Genomic DNA, 24080 nt, shown 5'->3' with positions numbered 1-24080 from the left:
GTTTTTTGGTTGCCTCAACCCCGCCCTTTCCCCCCTTCCGCAATGATGCTCTAGTTGGCCGGTCCCCAACAGGAGCCTTTGAATGTCCTCACACGGTTATGAAAGCGGGCGATTGAACCTGCCCTTTGTCGGCATCTGCACCTTCGGCAAGTATCCCTATCAGCCGGATTGGGACGCCATCGATGCGGATGTTGCCGTCATGGGGGCTCCGTTCGACTTCGGCACCCAGTGGCGTTCGGGCGCGCGTATGGGGCCGCGTGCGATCCGGGAGGCCTCGACGCTGTTTTCCTTCGGCCATGCGGGTGCTTATGATTTCGAGGACGACATCACCTACCTGCCGGCGGAAACCACCCGCATTGTCGATCTGGGTGATGCCGATATCGTCCATACGGACACGATTGAAAGCCACAGACGCATCGAATTCGGCGTACGCAAGATCCTTAAGGCCGGTGCCTTGCCGGTGGTGCTGGGCGGCGATCATTCGGTCAACATTCCCTGCATCAACGCCTTTGATGGCGAAGACCCGATCCACGTCGTCCAGATCGATGCGCATCTGGATTTCGTCGACGAACGTCATGGCGTTCGCTACGGCCATGGCAACCCGATGCGCCGCGCGGCGGAAAAGCCTTATGTCACCGGCCTGACGCAGATCGGCATTCGCAACGTCTCCTCCACCTCGCGCGATGGCTACGAGGACGCCCGCAGGATGGGCTCCGACATCCTGTCCGTGCGGCAGGCCCGCAAGCTCGGCACCGAGGCGCTTCTGGCCCGGATACCGGCCGGCAAGCGCTATTACCTGACGCTCGATATCGATGCTTTCGATCCGTCCATCGCACCGGGCACGGGCACGCCGAGCCACGGCGGATTTCTTTATTATGAAGTGCTGGAGCTGCTCGACGGTCTGGCAAGACAGGGCGACATCGTCGGCATCGATCTGGTGGAAGTTGCGCCGGACTATGACCCGACCGGTTCCACAAGCACCCTTGCGGCACAGGTTCTCATGAACACCATCGGCAGGGTTCTGCATCACCGCAAGACATGAAAAACCCCGCCGGCCGAAGTGAACCGGCCGACGGGGTGAAATTTCGCGACTGGATGCTCAGAGGCCGTCGAACAGAGCGGTGGAAAGATACCGTTCTGCGAAGGACGGAATGATCACCACGATGTTCTTGCCTTCCATGCCTTCGCGCTGACCGACGCGGATGGCAGCGGTGAGCGCGGCGCCGGAAGAAATGCCCACCGGCAGGCCTTCGGTCTTTGCCACTTCCCGGGCCATGGCGAAGGCATCTTCGTTGGCGACGGTCTGGACTTCATCGTAGACGGAGGTGTCGAGCACGCCCGGCACGAAACCGGCACCAATGCCCTGGATCTTGTGCGGACCGGGCTGGCCACCGGAAAGCACGGGGCTGTCGGCCGGTTCGACGGCAACGACATGAAGGCCCGGCTTGCGATCCTTCAGCACCTGGGAAACGCCGGTGATGGTGCCGCCGGTGCCGATGCCGGAGACGAAGACGTCAACGCCACCTTCGGTATCGTTCCAGATTTCTTCCGCGGTGGTGTTGCGGTGGACTTCAGGGTTGGCGGCGTTTTCGAACTGCTGCGGCATCACCGCACCGTCGATTTCGCTGATCAGTTCCTCGGCGCGGGCGATTGCGCCTTTCATGCCTTTTGGCCCTTCGGTCAATTCCAGCTCGGCGCCCAGGATCTTGAACATCTTGCGGCGTTCCACCGACATGGTCTCCGGCATTACCAGGATAAGCCGGTAGCCCTTGGCGGCAGCGACAAATGCCAGCGCGATGCCTGTGTTGCCGGAGGTCGGCTCGACGAGTGTGGTCTTGCCCGGAACGATCTGGCCGGCCTGCTCCATCGCCTCGATCATCGCAACGCCGATCCGGTCCTTGACGCTGGAAATCGGGTTGAAGAACTCAAGCTTCGCCAGGAGGTTGCCCTTGACACCGTGCGCCTTGGCCAGTCGGTCCAGCCGGACGATCGGTGTATCGCCGATGGTCTCGGTGATGGAGGAATAGATTTTTCCGCGACCACTGGTCTTGATCGTCATGGCAGGTCTCCCAAGTTGGCCGGATCTTCTTCCGCCGGCATCGTTCGACTATCGGAGCGATAAGATAGTACGGGTTTCGGCAAGTTATAAGGGGCCGAAAGCACCTTTGCGATCCTGCGGGTAAAACCTTTTTCCAGAAAAGCTTCAGGTCTTGGAAAAGAGCAGGTCCGGCAGATCCGCCATTGCCTCGAACAGGACGGCCCCGGCGCCCTGCATGGCCTCGCGGTCGCAGGCGGGATCCTCGACAAAGGCATAGACGCCCATGCCCGCTGCCCGGGCTGCCAGAACGCCGGGCAGGCTGTCCTCGATAACCGTACAGTTTTCCGGGGCGTGGCCCATGGTGCGTGCTGCCAGCAGGAAGACATCCGGCGCGGGCTTGCCGCGCTCGCAGTCCTGTGCGGAAAACAGCCGGCCTTCCAGCCGGGGCAGCAGACCGGAACTGCCGAGCGTTGTGCGCATCTTTTCATATTTGCCGGAAGACCCGACGCAATAGGCGACGTCGCGCCGGTCGAGTTCGTCCAGCACGCCGGCGACGCCTTCGATCGCCGGAACACCCGCCTTGAAGCTCTCCAGATCGCGCAGCCGAACCTGGTCCGGCCAGTCGGCAGGCAACACCTGACCTGTCAGCTCTTCGATCATGGACTGGACGTCTTCCAGTGTCCGTCCCATGAACCTGCGCTGACAATCCGGCCCGGTCATCGGAACGCCAAGCTCGCTGATGATCGCGGCCATGTTGGCGTTGGCCATGCGTTCCGTATCGACCAGAACGCCGTCGCAATCGAATATGATCAGCTCGGACATCACGCGCGGCCAGTCGAACCGAAACCGCCGGACCCGCGCTCGGTCTCCGAGAGAACCTCGACTTCGACAATGTCCGCCTGCAGAACAGGTGCAATCACCATCTGGGCGATCCGGTCTCCCCGTGAAATCTCGAAGGGGTCGTCACCGAGATTGATCAGGATCACCTTCACCTCGCCGCGGTAGTCGGCATCAATGGTGCCCGGCGTGTTCAAGACGGTGACGCCATGTTTGGCGGCAAGGCCTGACCGGGGGCGAACCTGAGCCTCAAAGCCGGCGGGCAGAGCCATGGCAAGACCAGTTGGCACCAGGGCACGGGCACCAGGTGCAAGGGTTATCTTGCCGTCAACGGCTGCCAGAAGGTCAAGTCCGGCGGCCAGCACCGACTGATAGGCGGGCAGTGGCAGATCGCGACCGTGCTCCAGTCGCTTCAGTTCCAGGGTAACAGGCATTGAAAGTGTCCGGCAGTGAGCGTTGCTGGCGAGTGACGATATTCGCCGGTCCGTGTCAAGGCTGGCGGGCATTCACGAAACTTCGCATGAAAATCAGATATCTACTTGAAGTCGTAATCCTCACCTGAAACACTCTGACGCATCGTAACGTGCCAGCGATTGGGAGATTGGCAACATGAGACGATTGATTTTTGCATTTACCACCGGGTTGATGCTGGTCGCTGCACCGGCTGCCTTCGCCCAGACCGTCGGCTATGCCGACGCCATCAAGATCCTGGCCGCCAGCTGTGGCAAGGACATCGAATCCTATTGCAAGTCCGCGACACTGGCCAACAACGGCATCACCCAGTGTCTTGAACAGAATCAGTCCAAGGTTTCGGAAAAGTGCAACGCCGACCGTCTGGTCGTGACTTCGCTCATTCAGGCACGGCTGGCGGCCCAGGCGGAAGCGCCCAAACTGTGCCAGCGCGATGCCGCGCAATATTGCAAGGGCGTCAAGGCCGGTGCGGGCCATCTTCTGCGCTGCCTGCTGAAGGCCCAGCCTTCCGTCAGCGAAAAATGCAACACGGCCATTGACCTGGCCGGCTACCGCTAACTCGGCACCGGGAGATTTTTCATGAACAAGATACTTCTGGCCGGTTTGTCGGCCGCCTTTCTCGCCGTGTCCGCTTCGGGCCTTGCAGCCCAGACCAAGCTGAGCCGCAACGAGATCATCAACTCCCTGCAGGGGGCCCAGCAGAAGGTCGATCTTACGGCCGATGAACTGCAGAAGGCAGCGCTGGAAAATATCCAGAAATATCCGGGTGCAAACGCTCCCAACACCTTGCCGCTTGCCGACAAGCTGGCCTCTCTGCGCCAGTTCAACGTGGAAATCACGTTCGATTTCGACAGCGCGCGCATTCGCCCGGAATCCTATGAAACCGTTGGCCTGATCGCGGATGCCCTGCACACGCCTTATCTGCAGGGGCAGACTTTCTTCATCGTCGGTCACACGGATGCAAAGGGTGCACGCGAATATAACCTGGAACTTTCGCTGAAACGGGCGCAGGCGGTACGTGAAGCACTGGTGACCACATTCCGCGTACCGGGCGACTATCTGTTCGCTGTGGGCCTGGGTGAGGAACAGCTGCGCGATCCGTCCAAGCCGGATGCCGCCATCAACCGGCGCGTTCAGCTGATCAACCTGGGTTACAGGTAAGGGCCGCTCGGGCGGGTTTGGGCCAGGCGTTCTGAAGCCCGCCTGATACCGGCAAGCAAGGACACATACCTCTCCCGTAAGCGGAAGCGGTATGACTGAACAGTGGAAATCGAAGGCAGGGATTGTTCACATGTGTCGAACGAGCCTTCTTCCCTTTCTGGTCTAATCCTTCCGGTCGAATAGCTTATCTTCTCGGGTAGAAACAATTCTCCCGAGGAGTGGTCCCATGTCGGCTACACCAAACCGTATTTCGCCCGTCTTTTTTGCTCACGGTGCGCCAACCCTGGCACTTGAAGACACCGCTGCCAGCCGGTTCCTGAAGAGTTTTGCCGCAAGCCAGCCACGCCCCAAGGCAATTCTGATCCTGTCCGCGCATTGGGAAACAGACGGTTTGAAGCTGTCGGCGCCGGGACCGCTGCGGACCTATCATGACTTCCGCGGCTTCCCGCGCCCGCTCTACGAGATCTCCTATCCCGCAAAGGCCGATGTGGATCACGTCGACGAAGCGGCACGCCTCCTGGAAGCTGCCGGCCACGATGTGGAACTCGACAGTCATTGGGGGCTTGATCACGGGGCCTGGGTGCCGCTGTCGCTTGCCTATCCGGATGCCGACATTCCGGTCGTGGCGATGTCTCTACCGCACGGCAGCACGCCCGCATCCGTCTATGCGCTCGGCCAGGCGCTGGCACCGCTCAAGGACAAGGGCGTGTTGCTGGCAGGGTCCGGCAGCACCACGCACAACCTGCGTGAATTCGGGCCGCAAGGCTCGCCAACGCCTGTGTGGGCGTCTGATTTCGACCGCTGGCTGGACGATGGCCTCAAGTCCGGATCGATCGGATATTTCGACGATATCCAGAGCGCTCCGAACTTTCGCCGCAATCACCCGACGGACGAGCACCTTCTGCCGCTGTTCTTCGCCTTTGGCGCAGGCGGAACGGATGCAAAGGCCCAGCTTCTCCATAGAAGCTACGAGTACGGCTCCATCAGCATGAGCTACTTCCGCTTCGCAGCCTGACCAGCCCCATCGACCGCCCCTGCTCCGGCAGGGGCGCAGGCCTGCAGAACGGTTTCGGTGAAACAAGGCAGAAAGCTGCCGGTCAGAAGCACCCGTCCTTCATCGCGTACGTTTGTGAAATTGTTTGGCTCAGCTCAGTCCGAGCCGAGCGCCTCGGCTGCGCGGGCGATGATCCTGCGGGCTACCTCACCCTTGTCCATTTCCGGCCAGTCTTCGACGCCGTCACGGCTGACGACGCGAATGGTGTTGGCGTCGCCGCCCATGATGCCTGTCTGCGGACTGACGTCGTTCGCGATGATCCAGTCGGCCTTCTTGCGTTCCAGCTTGCCACGGGCATTGTCGATCAGGTTTTGCGTCTCGGCGGCAAAGCCGATCAGCAACTTTGGCCTCAGGTCCGGATGATGACCGACAGTCGCCAGAATGTCAGGGTTTTCCGTCAGCTCCAGCGCGGGCGGTTTGCCGGTGCCATCCTTCTTGATCTTCTGGGCCCCCTCGCTCGCGACACGCCAGTCGGCGACGGCGGCGGCCATGATGGCGATATCCGCCGGCAGATTGCCTTCCACCGCCTTTAGCATCGCGGAAGCGGACTCCACGTGGATGACATGGATATTGGCCGGATCCGGCAGTGTTACCGGGCCGGACACCAGCGTTACCCGAGCGCCCGCTTCATAGGCGGCGCGGGCCAGCGCATGGCCCTGCTTGCCGGAAGACCGGTTGGCAATGTAGCGGACGGGGTCGATCGGCTCATGGGTCGGGCCTGAGGTGATCAGAACATGTTTTCCGGCAAGCGGCAGACTGCCGGCCCGGATCGCCTCTTCCCGCAGCACGGCCTCGGCAGCTGCCACGATCTCCAGCGGCTCGCTCATCCGGCCGGTGCCGGCTTCGCCCCTTTCCGCCATTTCGCCGGATGCTGGGCCGCAAAAGGCAATGCCACGCGCCTTGAGTATCGTCCGGTTCCGCTTGGTCGCCTCATGCTGCCACATCTTCGGGTTCATGGCAGGGGCAACCAGAACAGGCTTGTCGGTTGCAAGCAGCACGGCTGTCGCCAGATCGTCGGCAATCCCGTGGGCCATCTTGGCCATCAGATCGGCGGTGGCGGGCGCAATCAGGATCAGGTCGTGGTCGCGGGCCAGGCGGATGTGGCCGACGTCGTGCTCGGCCTGCCGGTCGAACAGGTTGGTGAAGACGGTTTCCGCGGCCAGAGCCCCGGCAGCCAGAGGCGTGATGAATTCTTGCGCGCCTTTCGTCATCACCGGGATCACCCGGGCGCCGCGTTCCTTCAGCCTGCGGATCAGGTCAAGGGACTTGTAGGCAGCGATACCGCCGCTGATGATCAGGACGATCTGTTTGCCGCTCAGCATCTTAACTCAGCACTCCTAGGGTGTCGGCGGATAAGATCAGAATCCGGTGCGGAAATCCCGTGGTGCCGGAGAAATCACCTGTGTGCCCTGCCCGGTGATCTGGTAGACGGCAAGGCCCCGCTGGTTGAGGCCATTGGATTGGAAGCGGAACAATCCGTCAATGCCGATGAAGCCATCGCGGTTGGTGATGATGTTCTGCTGGAAGCGCTGCTGTCCGGCGGAGCGGATCAGGCCCGCGGCCAGCGTGACACCGTCATAGACCAGGCTGGCATTGCGCGGCGGCGCGGAGCCATAGATGCTCTGGTAGCGTTGGGCAAAGGCCAGGAAACCCTTGTCCTCCGGCCCGGCGAACCAGGCACCCGCAAGCACCGGGTTGTTCTTGACCTGGGGAGAGTCCCACTGTCCGGTCCCGAGCAATTTCACATTGCCCAGATTGGCGCCCTGGCTGACCAGGGTCTGCACGACAACTGCCGGCACACCGCCCCCGGCCGGTACGAACAGGGCGTCTGCATTGTTCAGAACCGATTTCAGCGCCGTAGTCTTGGCAACAAGATCGGATGTGTCCGATCCGTTCATGGAATAGCGCTGGATCGATGCGATCCTGCCTGCTCCGCGGCCGACTTCCTGGCGGAACGCCGCCTCGACGATGGCACCATAGGAGCCTTCGGGGATCAGGGCGGTATAGGAATGTCTCTTCTGGCTGTTGGCATAGCCGACGACCCGTTTCACGTCGCTTTCCGGCAGGAAGCTGAGCAGATAGACGCCCCGGGATGCGACGGAGGTGTCGGTAGAGAAGGCAATGACCGGAACGCCGGTTGCCCGCGCAGCCTGCGCAGCGCCGGATACCGCAGGTGAGAACACCGGGCCAAGGATCAGTTCCGCGCCTTCCGAAATGGCAGCCTGCGCTGCCGCGCGTCCGCCTTCGGACGTGCCGCCGGTATCTTTCACCAGCAACTGCACATCCGCGCTCGGGAAGTTCTGCAGCGCCAGTGAGGCGGCGTTCTTGAAAACCGTACCGATGGAGGCATTGCCGTCGGAACTTGCCAATGGCAGCAGCAATCCGATGCGCACCCCGCCCGTGCCGATGATTTCACCAGTCGGTTGCGGCTGGGCACTTGGCTGGATCTGGTCACCCGGAAGAGAGCCGAGCGTGGACCCCATGCAGCCACCCAGCAACATCGTGCTGGCTCCAGCCAGCGCCGTTTTCAAGAAAACACGTCTGTGCTGTTGCACGATGTCGCCCCGTCTTGCACTTGCCATATTTGTTGGTTCACCCTTTGGGAAAGACTTACGTATTCGCTACAGGCCTGTAAAGATTTAGTGGCCTTTCAATGGCATATCGGCCCGATCAACGGTGGATTTGCCTTGCATCGGTTGTATTGAAAGGCTAGCGCAAGGGCGCAAACGGGGCCGATGCTGCAATTCGCGGCGGACAAGAGGAAAGGCAACATGGTCAAGGAAACAGCCGGGCCGGCTGCGGACAAGAACCGCTACAGCCTCTCCGAAAATGTCTTCACTGCACCCAATCTGGAACCCGCGCTCTACATCGTGTCCACGCCGATCGGCAACCTCGGCGATATTACCGTCAGGGCCCTGGAAACGCTTGCTGCAGCAAGCGTAATCGCTTGCGAGGATACGCGGGTCACGGCAACGCTCACCCAGCGGTTTTCGCTGAAAACGCCGCTTCTCCCGTATCACGAACACAATGCCGACAAGCAGCGGCCGAAGATCCTGGAAGCTCTGGCGGAAGGCCGCGCCGTGGCGCTGGTGTCCGATGCTGGCACGCCCCTTGTTTCCGACCCGGGCTACCGTCTGGTGCGTGATGTGGTCGCAGAAGGGCATAAAGTCATCCCGATCCCCGGTGCGTCGGCACCGCTGGCTGGCCTTGTCGCCGCGGGTCTGCCGAGCGATACGGTGCTTTTCGCCGGCTTCCTGCCTCAAAAGGGAGGCCCGAAGACCCGACGGCTGGAAGAGCTGGCCAAGGTGCCTTCGACGCTGATTTTCTTTGAATCTCCCCATCGCACCGCCGCGACCCTGGCGCTGATGGCGGAACTGCTCGGCCCCGGCCGCGAAGCCGTAGTCGCGCGCGAGCTGACCAAGCGGTTCGAAACCTTCGAGCGTGGCACTCTGGAAGACCTGAGCACCCGGTTCGAGGGCCGGCAGGTCAAGGGTGAAATCGTCATTCTTGTCGGGCCGCCGGAAGACAAGCCGGAAGCCGAGGTGGACGATCTGGATGCCTTGCTGAGTGAGGCGCTCACCGAAATGCCGGTCAGTGCCGCGGCCAAGAAAATCTCGAAAGCGACGGGGCTTGACCGCAACGAGGTCTATAAACGCGCGCTGGAACTGAAGGCGGACGACGCCTGATGGCACGTCGTCCCGGCGGAGCCGGAAGGCAACCGGCAGAAACCGATCGCCGCCGCCGGGCACATGCCCTGGGCCTTTCTGCCGAAACCCTTGCCGCCTGGTACCTGCGCCTCACCGGCTGGCGCATTCTCAAGCGCCGCTACAAGACAAAGGCTGGCGAGATTGATCTCATCGCCAAGCGGCGCAAGACAGTCGCCTTCATTGAGGTCAAGGCCCGCAAATCGCGGCAGGCGGCGCTGGAAGCCGTCACGCCCGCCAGCCAGAAGCGCATCTCGCGTGCCGCGAAGATCTTCGTCACGGAACACCCGAAGGCCGGGTTCTTCACCCTGCGCTTCGATATTATCGTCGTCCGGCCCCGCGCCTTGCCCGAGCGGATCGTGAATGCGTTTCAGGCCTGGGAGTAGTTCGGGGCGCAATTTTTTGGCTGCCGAGAAAATTCACCTTCGGCGTCACGCCGGACGAGCGCAGCGCGGATCCGGGGCGTGCTCGCTGCCCTGCTTGCTCACAGTGGTCTCAATGCCCCGGATGTTTGCGCCACCTTGCGAGCACTCTTGAAACGAGCAGGCCCCGGGTCTCCCGTCGGTCGCCGGGGTGACGCTGACTATGGCCGAGAGACTTCACCTCATTTGCCGGTGCCCGGAGCCACAGGAACCGAACTCGGATCCTTCTGACCTCCCCCTCTGGACAAAGCCGACTGCGCACCGCATATCTGGACCAATCGTTCTGAAAATCCCAAAGGCGCTCAAGCGGCGCCGCCCGCCGGGAGTTGCCTCATGGCTTTGAAAGTTGCGGTCCAGATGGACCATGTTTCGTCCATCAACATTGCCGGCGACAGCGCCTTCGCAATGATGCTGGAAGCACAGTCTCGCGGACATGAACTTTATCACTACACGCCCGACCGTCTGGCGATGCGCGGTGACGAAGTGTTCTGCGCACTGGAGCCGATCGAAGTGCGCGATGTGAAGGGTGATCACTTCACATTGGGTGAAAAGAGCCGGTTCAACATGCGCGAGATGGACGTGGTGCTGATGCGCCAGGATCCGCCGTTTGACCTCTCCTACATCGCCGCGACCCATATTCTGGAAAAGATCCATCCGGACACTCTGGTGGTCAACGATCCTGCAGCCGTTCGCAACGCGCCGGAAAAGCTGTTCGTGACCGAATTCGCCGACCTGATGCCGCCGACCCTGATCACCAAGGACAAGTCGGAAATCGATCTGTTCCGGAAGGAATACGGCGACATCGTCATGAAGCCGCTGTTCGGCCATGGTGGCGCGGCTGTCTTCCGCATCACCCAGGATGACCTCAACTACGGTTCGCTCTACGACTTCTTTGCCGCGACCTTCCGCGAGCCCTGGGTCATTCAGCAGTTCCTGCCCAATGTGAAGCACGGCGACAAGCGCATCCTGTTGGTTGATGGCCAGTTCGCCGGCGCGGTCAACCGCGTTCCGGCCGCGGGCGACCTGCGCTCCAACATGGTGCGGGGCGGTGCGCCGACCGACAGTGAGTTGACCGAGCGCGAACGCGAGATCTGTGCGCGCCTCGGGCCTTCGCTGAAGGAGAAGGGCCTGATCCTGGTGGGGATTGATGTCATCGACGGCAACCTGACAGAAATCAACGTCACCGCCCCCACAGGCATCCGCGCCATCCGCAATCTCGGCGGACCGGATGTGGCTGGCATGGTCTGGGACGTGCTGGAAGCGAAGGTGAAGGGCTGAGCAGCCCTTCCCGCCAGCCAGTTCGAATATCCGCTTGACCTCAATTTAAGTTGAGGTTGTAGAGCTTTCTCTCCTTTCAAATCCCAAGGAGAAAAGCATGAAATCGGACACGGAATCCCGGCCTATCTACCGCGTAGACCGCTTTGAAGTGCCGCTCGAGGCGCGAGAGGTTCTACTGGAACGGCTCAATGTCATTCGCGGCCTGCTTCAGAACATTGAAGGGTGCCGCCAGAACCTTGTGCTTGAGCAGCCTTCCGGCGAGGGGATGGCAAAATTCGTCACCTTTGTCGAATGGCAGAACGAAGAGGTCTTTCTGGAGGCAAAAGCCCGGATTGCCGATGAATACCGCAAGGTCGCGTTCGACCCGCAGGCCTTCCTGAAGCAAATCGGTGCAAAGGCGGTCATGGCGAACATGAACGCTGTCTGATGTCTGACGGTACGAACGGGAATACCCGCATGCGGAGGTCGCGCGCACAGCCCGCGCCAAGGCAAAAAAAACCTCCGCATGGGGGTGCGGAGGTATAAAGAGTTTGTGCTTAGACAATGCAACAGAGGGCCTACTCGGCAGCCTCTGTATGTAAAACCCGTTCCACATGGAATCGTTCCTTGGAAAAACGTGATTCACGTGAAATTTTTCAAGTTTCTACTTCAGGCTGTCGTTATCGTATTGAAAAGACGGGATTAATCGGGCCAAGGACGCTCAAGATTTTTTTCCATTGATACCCGCTGAAACCCCGGATCGCGCTGTCAGCGAGGCGCAACACCCGGAAATGGCGTGACTTTTCGTGTTCCCCTGGGGCATGTCGCTTGGCAGGGCGGCCACTCCTTCGGGCCGTGCAAACAAGATCAAGTCCTGAGCCGGGTCCGGGCTTTGCTGCGTCGGAAAAAGAATAATCTGGCCCGCAGGGCAAAACAAAGGCCGCTTTCCCGAAGGACAGCGGCCTTTCAGAAGCAACCTGCAAGTGGGATTATTCGGCTGCTTCAGTCTTGATGACGCCGCGGCGGATCTGGTCTTCCTCGATCGATTCGAACAGGGCGCGGAAATTGCCTTCACCAAATCCTTCGTCACCCTTGCGCTGGATGAACTCGAAGAAGATCGGGCCGATCACGGTCTTGGAGAAGATCTGCAGCAGGATCTTGGTCATGCCGCCGTCGATCACACCCTCACCATCGATCAGGATGCCGTGGCGCTTCATCCGCTCGATCGGCTCGTCATGGCCGTTCACCCGGGCATGGGACATCTCGTAATAGGTTTCCGGCGGGCCGGGCATGAATTTCAGGCCGTTGTCCGCCAGAAGGTCCGTGCTCTGGTAGATGTTGTCCGTGCCGACAGCAATGTGCTGGATGCCTTCGCCGTTGTACTTCTTCAGGTATTCCTCGATCTGGCTGGTATCGTCCTTGGATTCGTTCAGCGGAATACGAATCTTGCCGCAAGGGCTGGTGATCGCACGGCTGACGAGACCGGTGATCCGCCCGTCGATGTCAAAGAAATGGATCTGTTTGAAGTTGAACAGGTCGCGATAGAAGTCCCACCACTTGTCCATGTTGCCGCGATAGACGTTGTGGGTGAGGTGGTCGAGATAATAGAAACCGACGCCCTGCGGCTTCGGGTCGAACTCGCCCAGCCAGTTGAATTCCCTGGAATAGGCCGAGCCTTTGGCGCCGTAGGTATCCACGAAATAAAGCAGCGAGCCGCCGATGCCGACAATTGCCGGAACGTCCAGGGTCTTGTCGTCGCCTTCATAAGGCGTCGCACCTTTGGCAACCGCATGCTCGAACGCCTTTTGCGCATCGACGACGCGCCAGGCCATGGCAGGCGCGCACGGGCCGTGCGTGTCCACGAACTTCATGCCGAAGCTGCCCGGTTCGGCATTCAGCACGTATGTGACGTCACCCTGGCGATAGAGCGTGATGTTCTTGCTCTTGTGCTTTGCAACGGGGAGGTAGCCCATCTTGCGGAACAGTTCGTCCAGCTTTTCCGGTTCCGGATGGGCGAATTCGACAAATTCGAAGCCATCGGTCCCTGCCGGATTTTCAGACGTGATCTGTGCCGGCGGCGCGTCGTGCGGGAACGGTCCCATGAAAGTCCTCCTCGGTAAAACGGGTCATTGCAGCCAGAATGCCGTGAAGGGCGCGCAGTGTGTGTGCAATCCACGTGTTTTCGCGTAAGATGATGCACGAAACATGCAGGATATTTCGGAGTGACGCATGACCATTGCACTGGATGGCTTTGATGTGAAGCTGCTCGCCGCCTTGCAGAACAATGCCGCCCTCACCAATGCCGAACTTGGCGACGTGATCGGCCTGTCCGCAAGCCAGGTTTCCAGGCGGCGGCAGAAACTGGAAGAAGCGGGTATCATCCGCCGGTATCGGGCGGCACTGGATCCGGAAGCTCTGGGTCTGATGGTGACGGCCTATGTCGGCGTGACACTTGGCGCGCATTCCAGGGAAAACGCCCGCAAGTTCCGCAACATGGTGACCGCCATGCCGGAAGTGCAGGAGGCCCACACGCTGACCGGCGATGTCGATTACATGCTGAAGATCGTGGTGCCGGACCTGAAGGCGCTCAGCCACATCATCAACGACGAGCTACTGCCTCAGGAGGCGGTCCATCATGTGCGCTCGTCCATTGCCATGGAAACCTTGAAGGACGACAATCTGCTGCCGCTGAAATGATCGCTCAAAGCCCCAGCCAGCCCATGAGATCGGTCCAGAAATCCTTGCGCAGGCCTTTGAGATCCGGTGCCGGGTTGCCGTATGGGTCCGCCAGGCAGACATCGGAAAACCCGGTCTTGCCGGAGAGAAGACATCGTTCCGGTTCACAGGTGATCGTGTCGGAGAGATAGATCCGTTTTCCCGCAAAGGTCTTGAATGCGAGTTCCGGTTTGTCCTGCCTTGTTCCCGAGGTGAAGACATAGGTCGGAAACTCGCTGCCGCGCGGCTGGCCCCGGTCCTGGATCGCATGGATGTACAGCAGGCTTCCGGGCGCGTCTTCACGCGAACAGCCTTTGATGTTGAACGCATAAAGATTGCCGGTCGTGCTTTCGCCTGCATCGGCAAGCGTGCGCGAATAGGCGCTCAGCAGATCCTCCTGCCAGATCTTGCGGTAGGTATCGGCCTCGTCGTTCAGCGACAGGGCATGCGCACTCCCGCTCCCCAAGGTCCCGGCGATGAGGCAGCATCGCAGGGAAAGACTGCGGACTGAGGCGAGAAAGTTCAAGATTGTTCTCGTTGTTGTCTGGAAGACAAGCTTTGTGGATTGGAGAAGTGTGTCCGAGTGTAACGCAAACTTGCGTCCCTTGCAGAAAATCCCATTTGATAGTGCAACCGTGATTTAAGCCGTTCCACGCGGCAATTTTAAGGAGCCGAATATGTTCGACGCAAAATCCTTGCTGGATCAGTTTCTGGGGACCCAGGGCGGTGGTCAATCCGGCCAGCGCGGGACTGCCCGCAAGGGCGGATCCGGTGATCTCCTGTCCCAGGGCAAGGATTTTCTGTCGTCCCAGGGCGGCGGTCTGGCACTCGGCAGCCTGGCCGGTCTCATGCTTGGCAGCAAGAGCGGACGCAAGCTCGGCAAGAAGGCAGTCACCTATGGCGGGCTCGCGCTGGTTGCCGGCCTTGCCTACAAGGCCTACCAGGGCCACAAGGCCAACCAGCAGAACGCGCCGCGCCCGCAGTATCCGGCCGATGATCCGATCCCGCTGGAAGCACCGCGCGGCACCGCCTTCGATCCGTGCGAGCATCCGGGCGGCGAACATCAGGCCGCAATCGCTTTGCTGACGGCAATGATCTCCGCCGCAAAGGCCGACGGTCATATTGATCGCGACGAACAGGACCGGATTTTCGACAAGATCGACGAGGCCGGACTGGACAGCGAGGCGAAGGCGTTCCTGATGGACGAATTGCGCTCGCCGCTTGATCTGGACAAGGTCGTGGCAAGTGCAACTTGTGAGGAGACTGCGGCCGAAATCTACGCCGCGTCGCGTCTTGCCATCGATCCGGATCACCCGGCGGAAAAGGCCTACCTGCAGATGCTCGCTGCCCGGCTTGGTCTGGAGGACGGCCTCGTTCAGGAGATCGAATACGCCGTTCGCGAAGCGCAGATGGCGGGATGACCGGCAAAACGGCGTGAAGAAAATCGGGCGTCCCGTGACCACAGATCACGGGACGCCCTGAATAACCGGCACATGCCGCGCGGCCGTCGAAAAGGCAAGCCGCGAAGCGAGCCTAAAGGCACGCAGCCCTGTGGGGGAGCCGCACACCACCCCTGGCCGGCTATTTCCCTGTGTTCTCCTCGATCAGCTCGATGGCGCGATTGTAAAGCCCTGTGCCGTCCATGCCTTTTTCGTCCATTTCGGCCACCCATTTTTCAATCGTCGGTGCCGAGGCTTCCTTCCAGCGGGCAACTTCTTCCGGTGGAAGGACAATCATCGTCGCGCCCTTCTCGATCGCTTCGTCGCGAGGCTTGGCATCGTCCCGCTGCATCTGGCCACCTGCGAATCCGGACAGTTCAAGACCGGAGTTCTTGTCGATGATCGCCTTCAGGTCGTCGGGCAGTCCGTCATAGGCCGCCCGGTTCATGCCCAGCACGAAGGTTGCCGTGTAAAGAGCATCGTCACCGAAGTCCGTGTGGTTGCTGACGAGTTCGTTGATCTTGAGTGCGCCGGTCACCTCCCACGGCACCACGGTGGCATCGATAACGCCCTTGGACAGGGCTTCCGGAACCGCCGGCACAGGCATGCCGACAGGTGTTGCCCCGAGTGAACTGAACATGTCGTTGGTCACCCGCGTCGGCGCCCGCAGCTTCACGCCGTTCAGGTCGTCGAGCGAGTCGATCGGGTCCTTGGAGTGGATCAGCCCGGGTCCATGCACCCAGAGCCCCAGAACCTTCATGTCCTTGAAGTCCTGGTCCAGCATGGTTTCTTCCGCCAACTGCCAGAAGGCACGCGACACGGCCTCGGCATTGGTCATGACGAAGGGCAGTTCGAAGACTTCCGTCCTTGGAAAGCGGCCGGGCGTATAGCCAGGCAAGGTCCAGACGATGTCGGCGATGCCGTCGATGGCCTGGTCGACCAGTTCCGGCGGCTTGCCGCCAAGCTGCATGGCGGGGAAATGCTGGAACTCGATCCGCCCGCCCGATTCTTCCTCGATCCTGGCCATCCACGGTTCAAGGATGTTCTTCGGCACACTGGCTTGCGCCGGCAGCATCTGGTGCAGCCGCAGCGTGACCTCCGCTGCCACGGCCTGGCCCGCCGTAAGGCTCAGTGAAAGCGCGGCCACGGCAACCGCTCCCACGGTGAGCGCACCTGCGGCCACCGATCTCATCATCCGGTACTTCGACATGGTTTCCTCCCTTGTTCGAAATGGTTTCCTCACGCCTGCTCGTCCGGCAGATGCACCACCAGTCCGTCGAGCGCACCGGTCAGCCTGATCTGGCAGGACAGGCGGGATGTTTCGCGCAAGTCGGCGGCCGCGCATTCCAGCATGATTTCCTCGCCGTCCGTGCGCGCGCCGGTCTTGTCGCTCCACGCCTCGTCCACGTAGCAATGGCAGGTGGCGCACATCATGGCGCCGCCGCATTCGGCAAAGATGCCATCGACCCCGTGGCTGACAGCCGTTTCCATGACGCTCGCCCCTTCGCTCGCTTCTATGGTCTTCCGGCTGCCGTTCGGCTGGACGAAGGTGATCTGCACCATGCGGTTTTCCTTTCAGCCGGCTCTAATCCGGCCCGGTTGGTTTCTTTTTGTCAGCTCAGTTTGACGGGCAGGTTCAGGGGGCCACGGAAACCGAAACCGCTCCAGACAACGTCTTCGGGCTTGTCCAGCGTCATGCCGGGGAACCGTTCGAACAGCATCGGCAGCATGATCTCCCCGACAGTCCGCCGCGAGATATGGGCGCCGGCACAATGGTGCGGGCCGCTGCCGAAGGCCTGATGCGGCGCTTTCTTTCGAAAGGCGTTGAAGGTTTCGCCGTCCTCGTAGAGATCCTCGTCGCGATTGGCCGAGGCCTGGATGGTCATCAGCGTCACGCCTTCGGGAATGTCGATGCCGTCGATTTCCAGGTCCCGGGTCGCCCGGCGAGACGACGCCTGGATCGGCGCGACCCAGCGGACACCTTCCTCGAATGCATCCGCCCAGGCGTCCTGCCGCTTCACTTCCTCAAGCTGGTCCGGATTGGTCAGCAGGCCATAGATGATGGTTGCCAGCGCATCGCGCGGCTCGTTGATGCCGCCACCGATGGCAATCTTGATGTTGGCGTATATCTGGCTTCTGGGGATCGGGTCGCGGGCATTCAGCATGACGGAGAACGCGGAGTTGTTGGGCTCTGCCAGATGCCGGGCAATCAGGCTGTCGAACACGGCATCCATTTCGGCATTGGCCGCATCGGACCGGGCAAACGGTTCGTCCGCGAAGCCGAAATTGCCGGCGCCGTCGATCAGCACCTGCGACCAGCGCTGCATGTCGGCGTCGCCGACTTCGTCGAGACCCAGGATGTGAGCCAGGATCCGTGCCGCCACCGGTCCGCACAGGTCGGTGAAAAGGTCCACCGTTTCGCCTCGTGGCAGCCGGTCGAGATACTCCGCGGCAATCTTGCGGTAGAGATCGGCCCAGTCTGTCTTGATGACCTTGGGCGAGAAAGCCGGCTGCATGGCCATGCGCTCGCGCCGGTGTTCCTCGCCGTCCTTGCGCATCAGCGTGTGGGCCAGAAAGGCGCGCCGCATCGGTGTGACAGGATCGTCCGAACTGTAAAGCTCGGGATCGTCCTTCACCATCTTGGTGTGTTTCGCCTTGGTCAGAAAGATACGGTTTGCCGCCGGAACCTGAACGATCGGCGTTTCGGCCCGCATCCGCTTGTAGATCGGATAGGGGTCGCGCGTCAGGTCCGCAAGCGTCAGCGATTCGTCGACAGGTGCGACCGCCATCTGCCTTCTCCTCCCAAATCCGGCACTGACGGCAGGTTAAGCGGGCAGAATAAAATCAAGCAATACGATTGACTTTATAGTTGCCATCGAATTTTTTGATTTTACAAATCGTGGCGAGTGTTCTTGCCGGATCCGGGGGGGAAATTGCCGATGCCGGGCGATCCGTTGGAAGTCGATTTTCGGGCGCTGCAGGTTCTGGTCTGGGTGCACCAGCTCCGTTCGTTCACGCGTGCGGCGGAAGAACTCGGCGTCAATCAGTCAGCGGTCAGCTACACGATCAACAAGCTGCGGGACGTGTTTCAGGATCCGCTGTTCGTCCGCCAGGCCCGTCGGCTCCAGCCGACACAACGCTGCGAAGATATCGTCCATCAGGCCAAACGGTTGACGGCCGAGTTCCGGCAACTGGTCGCTCCGCCGGACTTCGATCCGAAGACGGCGGCTCAGACCTTCACCATCGCCTGCAACTTCTATGAACGCGTGCTGATCATTCCGGAAATCGTTCATTTTCTGAAGCGCGAAGCGCCCAACCTGGACCTGGAGATCATCGATGCGTCGGGGATCGGTCACGAGCGCCTGCTGCGCAATGAGGCGGATCTCCTGCTTGGTCCGTTCGAACGGTCGGACCCGCATTTCTACAGGCGCGACCTCTATCAGGATCGCTACGTCTGCCTGCTCGATCCGGAGCATCCGAAAGCCGGAGCGGCACTGAGCCTGGACGATTATCTGGATCTCGACCACGTGCTCGTCACCTACGGCGGTCAATGGCGGTCACGCTACATCATCGAGCTTGAGCGCATGAACAAGGACTTGAAAGTCGCCTTGCGCGTGCCGAGCCCGGCCGGGCTGGAGCGTCTGGTCGCGGGATCGAACCTCGTCGCCACGGTGCCGGAACGGTTGTCCAGATCAGTTGCGGATGGACTTCATGTGGTTCCCTGCCCGGTGGAAACGTCGGTGACGATCAGCCTCGTGTGGACCACGCTCAACCACCGCGCACCGCTGCACATGTGGGTGCGCGACATGGTCTACCGGCTGAACACACGCGCCCGGAAGGCGGATGATCCGTCTTCCGGGCTGGGTATCTCGCGGTAACAGGCTTTCAGCCTATCTCCGTCACGTGGGGCTCGGTCCCACATAATGCGACGAAGGCCGGATCAACTTGCCGGTTTCCTGCTGTTCCAGAACATGGGCGCACCAGCCCGGTGTCCGGCCGACGGCAAACAGCGGCGTGAACAGGGTCCGGTCGATGCCGATCGCGTCCAGCAGGACGGCGGTATAGAACTCCACGTTGGTTTCCAACGGCCGGTCGGGCTTGGCAGTTTTCAGTGCGGCAAGCGCTGCCTGTTCGATCTCCTCCGCCAGACGCACTTTCGGGTTCTCAGGCCCAAGCAGGCGCAGCCCTGCCTTCAGGACGTCCGCGCGCGGATCCCTCGTCCTGTAGATCCGGTGACCGAATCCCATCAGCCGCTCCTTGCGTGCCAAGGCTTCGCCGATCCAGGCAGCTGCGTTTTCCGGACTGCCGATAGCATCGATCATGTCCAGCACAGGGCCCGGCGCGCCGCCATGCAGCGGCCCGCTGAGGGCGCCCATCGCACCAAGAACGGCCTGTTTCAGGTTCGCCTGGGTCGAGCCGATCACGCGCGCCGTGAAGGTGGAAGCGTTCAGCCCGTGATCCAGGATTGTCACAAGATAGCGATTGAGCGCGGCGGCATGGTCGGCAAGCGGCAGCTCGCCCGTCAGCATGCGCAGAAGATCGGTTGCGGTCTCCAGGGTGCTGTCCGGTGCGATCGGCGTCTGTCCCCTGGCAATCCGGTGAGACGCAGCCAGAAAGACGGGCAATGCGCCGCTGATCGCAATCGCGTCGGGCAGGCCGGTGGACATCGGCAAGGCAGCCAGGCCCAGCTGCATGCGTTCATAAACGCCGAGGCTGGAAGGGGCAGCTTCAAGAACCGGCATGACGGCAAAGGCGGCCCTCCGGGCTTCACCGAAAGCCTCACGCAGGGACGAGGCCTCAGGCATCTGGAAATCCTGCCACAGATGCCGGACGGCTTCCTCGAAGCTCAGCTTGCCGGCCAGATCTTCGATATGGCGGCCATAGAGGATGAGGACACCCTTTTGGCCGTCGACATGGCTGAGCATGGTGGTGGCGGCAACAACGCCCTCCAAACCGGCTATCGGGTCCGGCGTCATCCGGGCGGGGTTCGGCGCTTCGGTCATGGCTATCTCCTTTTCTTTCCCGGTCAGATAGAAAGAGAAGATTGCATTGATCAATGTTGATAATTAAAATCAATGTATGAGTAAGCCGATCTACCTGTCCGCCCGTGAAGCCGCTGCCGAACTTGGTGTTCAGCCCGCGACTCTCTACGCCTACGTCAGCCGGGGGCTGATCAATTCCGTTGCCGGCCCAGGCAAGCAGCGCCGCTACGACGCGGTGGATGTGCGCCGCATGAAAGGCCGCAAGGCTGCCGACGACTACTCCGGTGCCCGGCCCTTGACCGGCGACCCGGTGCTGGAAACCGAACTGACGCTGATTTCGGAAGCCGGTCCGGTCTATCGTGGCCGGCCGGCGGTCGATCTGGCGCAAACCTCCACGCTTGAAACCGTTGCGACCCTACTCTGGGCGTCGCAGGAAGACCCGTTTGCCGAAAGCGCTCCATTGCCCCCGCCCAACCTGCCGGAGGGACTTGCGCCTCTGGACCGGCTGATGGTCGCCCTTGCCGCCTGGCCGCTGCAGGACAAGGCCGCCTACACGCAGGCACCCAAGCTTCTGCAGGTGAAAGGCGCTGCCCTGCTGCGCTACGCGGTTGCAGCTCTCCTCAACGCAGATCCGGTCGACGTGCCGATCCACACGCAGATTGCCAACGCTTTCGGCGTGTCGTCTTCGGCGAAGAACGTGATCCGGGCGGCGCTGATCCTGTGTGCCGACCACGAGCTCAACACCAGTGCCTTCGCGACGCGCTGCGCTGCCTCCACCCGGGCGCCCCTTCACGCGGCGCTCATTTCCGGTCTGGGGGCCTTTGCCGGTCCGCGCCACGGTGCTGCATCCGACAGGACAACGGCATGGCTGTCCGATGTCGGGCCGGACACCGACATAGAAACCCTGCTTTCGGACCGGTTGAGCCGGGGCGAGCCCCTGCCCGGCTTCGGTCACACAATCTACCGCGGTCCGGATCCGCGCGCCGCTTGCCTGCTCGACGTGCTTTACCGCAGCGAGCCCGCGCATCCCTTCGTTCAGCGTCTGCCGGGTTTGATTACGGTTGCGCGTGACCTGTTTGGCGAAGCGCCGAACATCGATCTTGCCCTGGCGGCCACACAAAAGACCTATGACCTGCCGAAGGACGCCGGCAAGATCATCTTCTGCGCTGCCCGCATGACCGGATGGATCGCTCATGCACTGGAGCAATATGCGGCGCCGGAACAGATCCGGCCTCGGGCCGCCTATGTCGGCGAGCGGCCGGAATAAGCCTGGTCCATCTGCGGGATGCTTGTATCGGGGCGTCTTTGCGACTACTTAAAACGGGCACCTTCGAGGTGCGTCCCATGGAGATTGGATGTCAGAGATTGCGTGAGCAGGCTCTCTGAAGATCAGAGAGCCTTGAATACATGAACCGGTGCCTTGGCGGGCGCCTGATGACGTGTGTTTAATTCACGAGACAATCCAATGGTACGGAACTATTCCGACTTCTTTCCCGCACGCCCCGGAAACGATGGGCCGGACAAAAACACTTCACGGCTTCTTTCACTTGGCTGGCGGCCCTATTTTGCACAACAGATCAGCTCCGACGAGCTGACGGCAACACCGCCCGTCCGTGTTGTCGAGGTCCATCGAAACGCGTTTCACGTGGTCGGCGAAGGGCTTGACGAAGCGATCCTGCCTGTCAGGAACGCCACGGTAGGCGACTGGTTGCTGCTGGACCGCGCTCATCCGCCGTCAAGCCGGGTGCTGGAGCGACAGAGCCTGCTCAAACGCCGTGCACCTGGAACCGATCGACAGATCCAGCTGATCGCAGCCAACATCGACACGGTGTTCGTGGTGTCTTCCTGCAATCAGGACTTCAATATCGCCCGGCTGGAGCGGTACATCGCCCTTGCATTCGAAGCCGGTATCGATCCGGTGATCGTCCTGACCAAGTCGGATCTGGCGAGCGATCCGGAAAACTATGTCGATCAGGCTCGGACGATTTCGAACTCGGTTCCGGTCGTGACGCTGGACGCGCGTGGCGATGAGCCGGGCCTGAAACTCGCGGCCTGGTGCAAGCCGGGCAAAACAGTTGCCTTCCTTGGCTCTTCGGGCGTCGGCAAGTCGACGCTAACCAACGCGCTTTCAGGCACCGAGGACATAGCCACGCAGGCTATTCGCGAAGACGATGCCAAGGGCCGTCACACGACGACCCACCGGCAACTTCACGTGGTTCCAGGCGGCTGTCTGGTGCTGGATACACCGGGCATGCGTGAACTGCAGCTGACGGATGTGGCAGCCGGGATCGATGATCTGTTCTCGGATCTGAACGAACTGGCATCCCGTTGCCGCTTCACTGACTGCCGGCACGAGACGGAGCCCGGTTGCGCTGTTCAGGCCGCGCTGGAGGAGGGCACCCTGGAACCTGGCCGGCTGAACAGGTGGCGAAAGCTGAAGGCGGAAGAAGCCTTCAACTCTGCAAGTCTGGCGGAGCGCAGGTCCAAGGACCGGGCATTCGGCAAGATGGTTCGAAGTGTCATGAAGCAGAAGAAGCAGAAAACCTGGGGCTTGGAGTAGCGGGTCTGGAAGGCCAAGGCTTACGTGGCTGCTGACATCCGGGGCCGGGCTCTGCCCGGCCCCGGATCAATGCTTTCCAGCGCACCCGGAGTTGGCAAGCAGCTTGGTCACAAAGTCAGCCGCATGTGGACGATCCGCTTGTCGCCGCGCTGTTCCTCATGGGTTTCCGCGAAGCCCGCACGCTGGTACCAGGCCCGGTTTTCGGTCATGAGCACGTTGGTATAGAGCCGGATTTCGCTCAGCCCGATGTCCGCTGCCCGCCGCCGCGCCCAGTCGAGCAGCTGCCTGCCACGGCCCTTGCCCTGCTCTTCCGGATCAACGGCGATGCTTTCGATCAGGAGATGGTCCGGATGCCGGATCAGAACGAGGCTGGCGGCAAGAGAGTTGCCGGAGCGGAGCACCCAGACGTCGTCCTGCCGTATATGCGGGGCATAATCGGCGGTCATTGGCACGGGCACGGCGTTGATGACCGGGATATAATGCGCATAGGCCCGCCGGGCGAGTTCGGTCATTGCGACTGCATCACCCGGGTTCGCCAGGTCAAAGCCTTCGGAAACTTGTTGGGCGTCCATTACGGATCAGGGCCTTGTTTTCATGAAGGATTCGAAATCGGGAATTCCTTCCGGCATGGTTTCGGTCCTGTCGAAACAGCCGAACGTGCCACCGTCTTTCATGTCTTCGGCAGCAGCAATGAAGGCGCGGTAGGCAAGCCGTGCCAGACCTGCCCCGATGGAGACACGCGCAACACCCATGTCGCCCAGTTCCTTGCGGGTCAGGTGGAAGTTCTTGCGCCCGGCCAAGACGTTCATCGGCGCTTTCACGGCGGCCAGAACGGCGGCAATCTGTTCCTTGTCCTTCAGCTCCGGCGCATAGACGCAATCGGCACCCGCCTCTGCAAAGGCGTTCAGCCGCTTGATCGTCTCGTCAAGTTCATGCTGCGTCTGGACGGGCCCTTCACTGCGGGCAGTCAGGACGAAATCCGGAGCCAGCCGGTTCTTGGCATCCACCGCCGCCTTGATCCGCTCCACCGCCAGCTCCAGATCGTAGTAGGGATGTTTCGGATCGGTCGTGTAATCCTCGATGGAGCAGCCGGCGAGGCCAACCTCGATCGCCCCTTTGACCGTTGCCACCACATCGTCCGGGCTGTCGCCGAACCCGTTCTCCAGGTCACCGTTCACCGGCACGCTGGTCGCGGCAATGATGTCGGCGGCATGTCCGAGCGCATCGTCGCGCGTGATCAGTCCTTCGGCATCCTTAACGCCTTGCGTCCAGGCATATCCGGCGCTGGATGTGGCCATCGCGTCAAACCGCAACCCGTCCAGAATGCGGGCTGTGCCGATATCGAAGGGATTCGGCATCAGGAAAGCACGCCCTTTTTCGTGAAGAGCTTTGAAGGCGGCACGGCGTTTGGCTGCGGTCGGCATGGCCGGATCTCCCTTG

At 61.2% G+C, this 24080-nt stretch carries 26 protein-coding genes; 13 read left to right on the top strand and 13 right to left on the bottom strand.

What is annotated here, in order from left to right:
* Window positions 1-82: 82 nt before the first annotated feature.
* Window positions 83-1042: an agmatinase gene (gene speB, locus J7447_RS20195; RefSeq protein WP_023002346.1), complete on the top strand. Its 960-nt coding sequence runs from the start codon at window positions 83-85 to the stop codon at window positions 1040-1042.
* A gap of 57 nt (window positions 1043-1099) precedes the next feature.
* Here speB and cysK read toward each other — a convergent pair whose 3' ends face one another.
* From cysK to dut, 3 genes are all read right to left on the bottom strand, one after another.
* Window positions 1100-2059, bottom strand: a complete 960-nt coding sequence (gene cysK, locus J7447_RS20190) for a cysteine synthase A (protein ID WP_075284154.1) — start codon at window positions 2057-2059, stop codon at window positions 1100-1102.
* A gap of 144 nt (window positions 2060-2203) precedes the next feature.
* The gene (locus J7447_RS20185) at window positions 2204-2860 is read right to left on the bottom strand and encodes an HAD family hydrolase (protein WP_205838620.1); all 657 of its coding nucleotides are present in this window, start codon (window positions 2858-2860) and stop codon (window positions 2204-2206) included.
* Entirely contained in the window at window positions 2860-3309 is a 450-nt protein-coding gene (gene dut / locus J7447_RS20180; protein WP_023002343.1) for a dUTP diphosphatase, read from the bottom strand. The genes J7447_RS20185 and dut overlap by 1 nt, the downstream gene beginning before the upstream one ends.
* Window positions 3310-3484: 175 nt before the next feature.
* Between dut and J7447_RS20175 the strand changes: the two genes are divergently transcribed.
* From J7447_RS20175 to J7447_RS20165, 3 genes are all read left to right on the top strand, one after another.
* Window positions 3485-3904, top strand: coding sequence for a hypothetical protein (locus tag J7447_RS20175; RefSeq protein WP_208992429.1), 420 nt, complete (start codon window positions 3485-3487; stop codon window positions 3902-3904).
* Window positions 3905-3925: 21 nt separating this feature from the next.
* Complete coding sequence (locus tag J7447_RS20170) at window positions 3926-4507, top strand: OmpA family protein (RefSeq protein WP_023002341.1); 582 nt, start codon at window positions 3926-3928, stop codon at window positions 4505-4507.
* 226 nt (window positions 4508-4733) lie between these two features.
* A complete protein-coding gene (locus tag J7447_RS20165; RefSeq protein ID WP_152505011.1) occupies window positions 4734-5522 on the top strand; it encodes a class III extradiol ring-cleavage dioxygenase in 789 nt (262 codons plus the stop codon).
* A 134-nt stretch (window positions 5523-5656) separates the two neighbouring features.
* On the opposite strand, the gene coaBC is transcribed toward J7447_RS20165, so the two are convergent.
* Window positions 5657-6883 (bottom strand): bifunctional phosphopantothenoylcysteine decarboxylase/phosphopantothenate--cysteine ligase CoaBC, encoded by a 1227-nt coding sequence (gene coaBC / locus J7447_RS20160; protein WP_209170714.1) that lies wholly within the window; start codon window positions 6881-6883, stop codon window positions 5657-5659.
* A gap of 36 nt (window positions 6884-6919) precedes the next feature.
* Window positions 6920-8143, bottom strand: a complete 1224-nt coding sequence (locus J7447_RS20155; RefSeq protein ID WP_023014453.1) for a penicillin-binding protein activator — start codon at window positions 8141-8143, stop codon at window positions 6920-6922.
* Between the two features lie 189 nt (window positions 8144-8332).
* Here J7447_RS20155 and rsmI point away from each other — a divergent pair, with 189 nt between their 5' ends.
* The 4 genes from rsmI to J7447_RS20135 all read left to right on the top strand — a co-directional run bounded on the left by rsmI (window position 8333) and on the right by J7447_RS20135 (window position 11392).
* On the top strand, window positions 8333-9247 hold the full coding sequence (gene rsmI, locus J7447_RS20150; protein WP_209170713.1) for a 16S rRNA (cytidine(1402)-2'-O)-methyltransferase: 915 nt from the start codon (window positions 8333-8335) through the stop codon (window positions 9245-9247).
* Window positions 9247-9651: a YraN family protein gene (locus J7447_RS20145; RefSeq protein ID WP_023002335.1), complete on the top strand. Its 405-nt coding sequence runs from the start codon at window positions 9247-9249 to the stop codon at window positions 9649-9651. Before rsmI ends, J7447_RS20145 begins: the two co-directional genes overlap by 1 nt.
* A 369-nt stretch (window positions 9652-10020) precedes the next feature.
* Window positions 10021-10965, top strand: coding sequence for a glutathione synthase (gene gshB / locus J7447_RS20140; protein ID WP_023002334.1), 945 nt, complete (start codon window positions 10021-10023; stop codon window positions 10963-10965).
* 97 nt (window positions 10966-11062) lie between these two features.
* The gene (locus J7447_RS20135) at window positions 11063-11392 is read left to right on the top strand and encodes an antibiotic biosynthesis monooxygenase (protein WP_209170712.1); all 330 of its coding nucleotides are present in this window, start codon (window positions 11063-11065) and stop codon (window positions 11390-11392) included.
* Window positions 11393-11933: 541 nt separating this feature from the next.
* Here J7447_RS20135 and hppD read toward each other — a convergent pair.
* Complete coding sequence (hppD, locus tag J7447_RS20130) at window positions 11934-13046, bottom strand: 4-hydroxyphenylpyruvate dioxygenase (protein WP_023002332.1); 1113 nt, start codon at window positions 13044-13046, stop codon at window positions 11934-11936.
* Window positions 13047-13173: 127 nt separating this feature from the next.
* On the opposite strand from hppD, the gene J7447_RS20125 reads away from it, so the two are divergent.
* A complete protein-coding gene (locus J7447_RS20125; protein ID WP_023002331.1) occupies window positions 13174-13641 on the top strand; it encodes an Lrp/AsnC family transcriptional regulator in 468 nt (155 codons plus the stop codon).
* Between the two features lie 4 nt (window positions 13642-13645).
* On the opposite strand, the gene J7447_RS20120 is transcribed toward J7447_RS20125, so the two are convergent.
* Window positions 13646-14185: a hypothetical protein gene (locus J7447_RS20120; RefSeq protein WP_145903837.1), complete on the bottom strand. Its 540-nt coding sequence runs from the start codon at window positions 14183-14185 to the stop codon at window positions 13646-13648.
* Window positions 14186-14336: 151 nt separating this feature from the next.
* On the opposite strand from J7447_RS20120, the gene J7447_RS20115 reads away from it, so the two are divergent.
* Complete coding sequence (locus J7447_RS20115; RefSeq protein ID WP_023002329.1) at window positions 14337-15080, top strand: tellurite resistance TerB family protein; 744 nt, start codon at window positions 14337-14339, stop codon at window positions 15078-15080.
* Window positions 15081-15240: 160 nt separating this feature from the next.
* On the opposite strand, the gene J7447_RS20110 is transcribed toward J7447_RS20115, so the two are convergent.
* From J7447_RS20110 to J7447_RS20100, 3 genes are read right to left on the bottom strand one after another with little or no spacing between them, the layout of a single operon-like run.
* Complete coding sequence (locus J7447_RS20110; RefSeq protein WP_235814946.1) at window positions 15241-16308, bottom strand: TRAP transporter substrate-binding protein; 1068 nt, start codon at window positions 16306-16308, stop codon at window positions 15241-15243.
* A 29-nt stretch (window positions 16309-16337) separates the two neighbouring features.
* Window positions 16338-16661, bottom strand: a complete 324-nt coding sequence (locus J7447_RS20105) for a 2Fe-2S iron-sulfur cluster-binding protein (RefSeq protein ID WP_152505005.1) — start codon at window positions 16659-16661, stop codon at window positions 16338-16340.
* 50 nt (window positions 16662-16711) lie between these two features.
* Window positions 16712-17887 (bottom strand): cytochrome P450, encoded by a 1176-nt coding sequence (locus tag J7447_RS20100; protein ID WP_209170711.1) that lies wholly within the window; start codon window positions 17885-17887, stop codon window positions 16712-16714.
* A 150-nt stretch (window positions 17888-18037) separates the two neighbouring features.
* Here J7447_RS20100 and J7447_RS20095 point away from each other — a divergent pair, with 150 nt between their 5' ends.
* Window positions 18038-18976, top strand: coding sequence for a LysR family transcriptional regulator (locus J7447_RS20095; protein WP_023002325.1), 939 nt, complete (start codon window positions 18038-18040; stop codon window positions 18974-18976).
* Between the two features lie 21 nt (window positions 18977-18997).
* Here the strand turns inward: J7447_RS20095 and J7447_RS20090 are convergent, their stop codons facing one another.
* The gene (locus tag J7447_RS20090) at window positions 18998-20101 is read right to left on the bottom strand and encodes a citrate synthase/methylcitrate synthase (protein ID WP_209170710.1); all 1104 of its coding nucleotides are present in this window, start codon (window positions 20099-20101) and stop codon (window positions 18998-19000) included.
* Between the two features lie 76 nt (window positions 20102-20177).
* Here J7447_RS20090 and J7447_RS20085 point away from each other — a divergent pair, with 76 nt between their 5' ends.
* On the top strand, window positions 20178-21347 hold the full coding sequence (locus tag J7447_RS20085) for a citrate/2-methylcitrate synthase (protein ID WP_075284145.1): 1170 nt from the start codon (window positions 20178-20180) through the stop codon (window positions 21345-21347).
* A gap of 198 nt (window positions 21348-21545) precedes the next feature.
* Window positions 21546-22640 (top strand): ribosome small subunit-dependent GTPase A, encoded by a 1095-nt coding sequence (rsgA, locus tag J7447_RS20080; protein ID WP_209170709.1) that lies wholly within the window; start codon window positions 21546-21548, stop codon window positions 22638-22640.
* Between the two features lie 107 nt (window positions 22641-22747).
* Here rsgA and J7447_RS20075 read toward each other — a convergent pair whose 3' ends face one another.
* Both J7447_RS20075 and J7447_RS20070 read right to left on the bottom strand, forming a co-directional pair.
* On the bottom strand, window positions 22748-23212 hold the full coding sequence (locus J7447_RS20075; protein WP_209170708.1) for a GNAT family N-acetyltransferase: 465 nt from the start codon (window positions 23210-23212) through the stop codon (window positions 22748-22750).
* 6 nt (window positions 23213-23218) lie between these two features.
* Complete coding sequence (locus J7447_RS20070) at window positions 23219-24064, bottom strand: isocitrate lyase/phosphoenolpyruvate mutase family protein (RefSeq protein WP_209170707.1); 846 nt, start codon at window positions 24062-24064, stop codon at window positions 23219-23221.
* Between the last annotated feature and the right edge of the window lie 16 nt (window positions 24065-24080).

Origin of the sequence: Labrenzia sp. R5_0 (genome assembly GCF_017743835.1) — a bacterium.
Lineage (GTDB): Bacteria > Pseudomonadota > Alphaproteobacteria > Rhizobiales > Stappiaceae > Roseibium > Roseibium algicola.
The sequence above is the reverse complement of the archived record's forward strand: the minus strand, read 5'-3'. Positions and strand labels throughout refer to the sequence as shown.

Bases quoted from the DNA above. Each gene is read 5' to 3' on its own strand.
- J7447_RS20070 (WP_209170707.1), bottom strand. From the start codon at position 24,064: ATGCCGACCGCAGCCAAACGCCGTGCCGCCTTCAAAGCTCTTCACGAA.
- J7447_RS20110 (WP_235814946.1), bottom strand. From the start codon at position 16,308: ATGTCGAAGTACCGGATGATGAGATCGGTGGCCGCAGGTGCGCTCACC.
- speB (WP_023002346.1), top strand. From the start codon at position 83: ATGTCCTCACACGGTTATGAAAGCGGGCGATTGAACCTGCCCTTTGTC.
- J7447_RS20115 (WP_023002329.1), top strand. From the start codon at position 14,337: ATGTTCGACGCAAAATCCTTGCTGGATCAGTTTCTGGGGACCCAGGGC.
- J7447_RS20145 (WP_023002335.1), top strand. From the start codon at position 9,247: ATGGCACGTCGTCCCGGCGGAGCCGGAAGGCAACCGGCAGAAACCGAT.
- J7447_RS20125 (WP_023002331.1), top strand. From the start codon at position 13,174: ATGACCATTGCACTGGATGGCTTTGATGTGAAGCTGCTCGCCGCCTTG.
- J7447_RS20085 (WP_075284145.1), top strand. From the start codon at position 20,178: ATGAGTAAGCCGATCTACCTGTCCGCCCGTGAAGCCGCTGCCGAACTT.
- J7447_RS20105 (WP_152505005.1), bottom strand. From the start codon at position 16,661: ATGGTGCAGATCACCTTCGTCCAGCCGAACGGCAGCCGGAAGACCATA.
- J7447_RS20175 (WP_208992429.1), top strand. From the start codon at position 3,485: ATGAGACGATTGATTTTTGCATTTACCACCGGGTTGATGCTGGTCGCT.
- J7447_RS20075 (WP_209170708.1), bottom strand. From the start codon at position 23,212: ATGGACGCCCAACAAGTTTCCGAAGGCTTTGACCTGGCGAACCCGGGT.
- J7447_RS20100 (WP_209170711.1), bottom strand. From the start codon at position 17,887: ATGGCGGTCGCACCTGTCGACGAATCGCTGACGCTTGCGGACCTGACG.
- dut (WP_023002343.1), bottom strand. From the start codon at position 3,309: ATGCCTGTTACCCTGGAACTGAAGCGACTGGAGCACGGTCGCGATCTG.
- gshB (WP_023002334.1), top strand. From the start codon at position 10,021: ATGGCTTTGAAAGTTGCGGTCCAGATGGACCATGTTTCGTCCATCAAC.
- J7447_RS20095 (WP_023002325.1), top strand. From the start codon at position 18,038: ATGCCGGGCGATCCGTTGGAAGTCGATTTTCGGGCGCTGCAGGTTCTG.
- J7447_RS20090 (WP_209170710.1), bottom strand. From the start codon at position 20,101: ATGACCGAAGCGCCGAACCCCGCCCGGATGACGCCGGACCCGATAGCC.
- rsgA (WP_209170709.1), top strand. From the start codon at position 21,546: ATGGTACGGAACTATTCCGACTTCTTTCCCGCACGCCCCGGAAACGAT.
- rsmI (WP_209170713.1), top strand. From the start codon at position 8,333: ATGGTCAAGGAAACAGCCGGGCCGGCTGCGGACAAGAACCGCTACAGC.
- J7447_RS20170 (WP_023002341.1), top strand. From the start codon at position 3,926: ATGAACAAGATACTTCTGGCCGGTTTGTCGGCCGCCTTTCTCGCCGTG.
- J7447_RS20135 (WP_209170712.1), top strand. From the start codon at position 11,063: ATGAAATCGGACACGGAATCCCGGCCTATCTACCGCGTAGACCGCTTT.
- J7447_RS20155 (WP_023014453.1), bottom strand. From the start codon at position 8,143: ATGGCAAGTGCAAGACGGGGCGACATCGTGCAACAGCACAGACGTGTT.
- J7447_RS20165 (WP_152505011.1), top strand. From the start codon at position 4,734: ATGTCGGCTACACCAAACCGTATTTCGCCCGTCTTTTTTGCTCACGGT.
- hppD (WP_023002332.1), bottom strand. From the start codon at position 13,046: ATGGGACCGTTCCCGCACGACGCGCCGCCGGCACAGATCACGTCTGAA.
- coaBC (WP_209170714.1), bottom strand. From the start codon at position 6,883: ATGCTGAGCGGCAAACAGATCGTCCTGATCATCAGCGGCGGTATCGCT.
- cysK (WP_075284154.1), bottom strand. From the start codon at position 2,059: ATGACGATCAAGACCAGTGGTCGCGGAAAAATCTATTCCTCCATCACC.
- J7447_RS20185 (WP_205838620.1), bottom strand. From the start codon at position 2,860: ATGTCCGAGCTGATCATATTCGATTGCGACGGCGTTCTGGTCGATACG.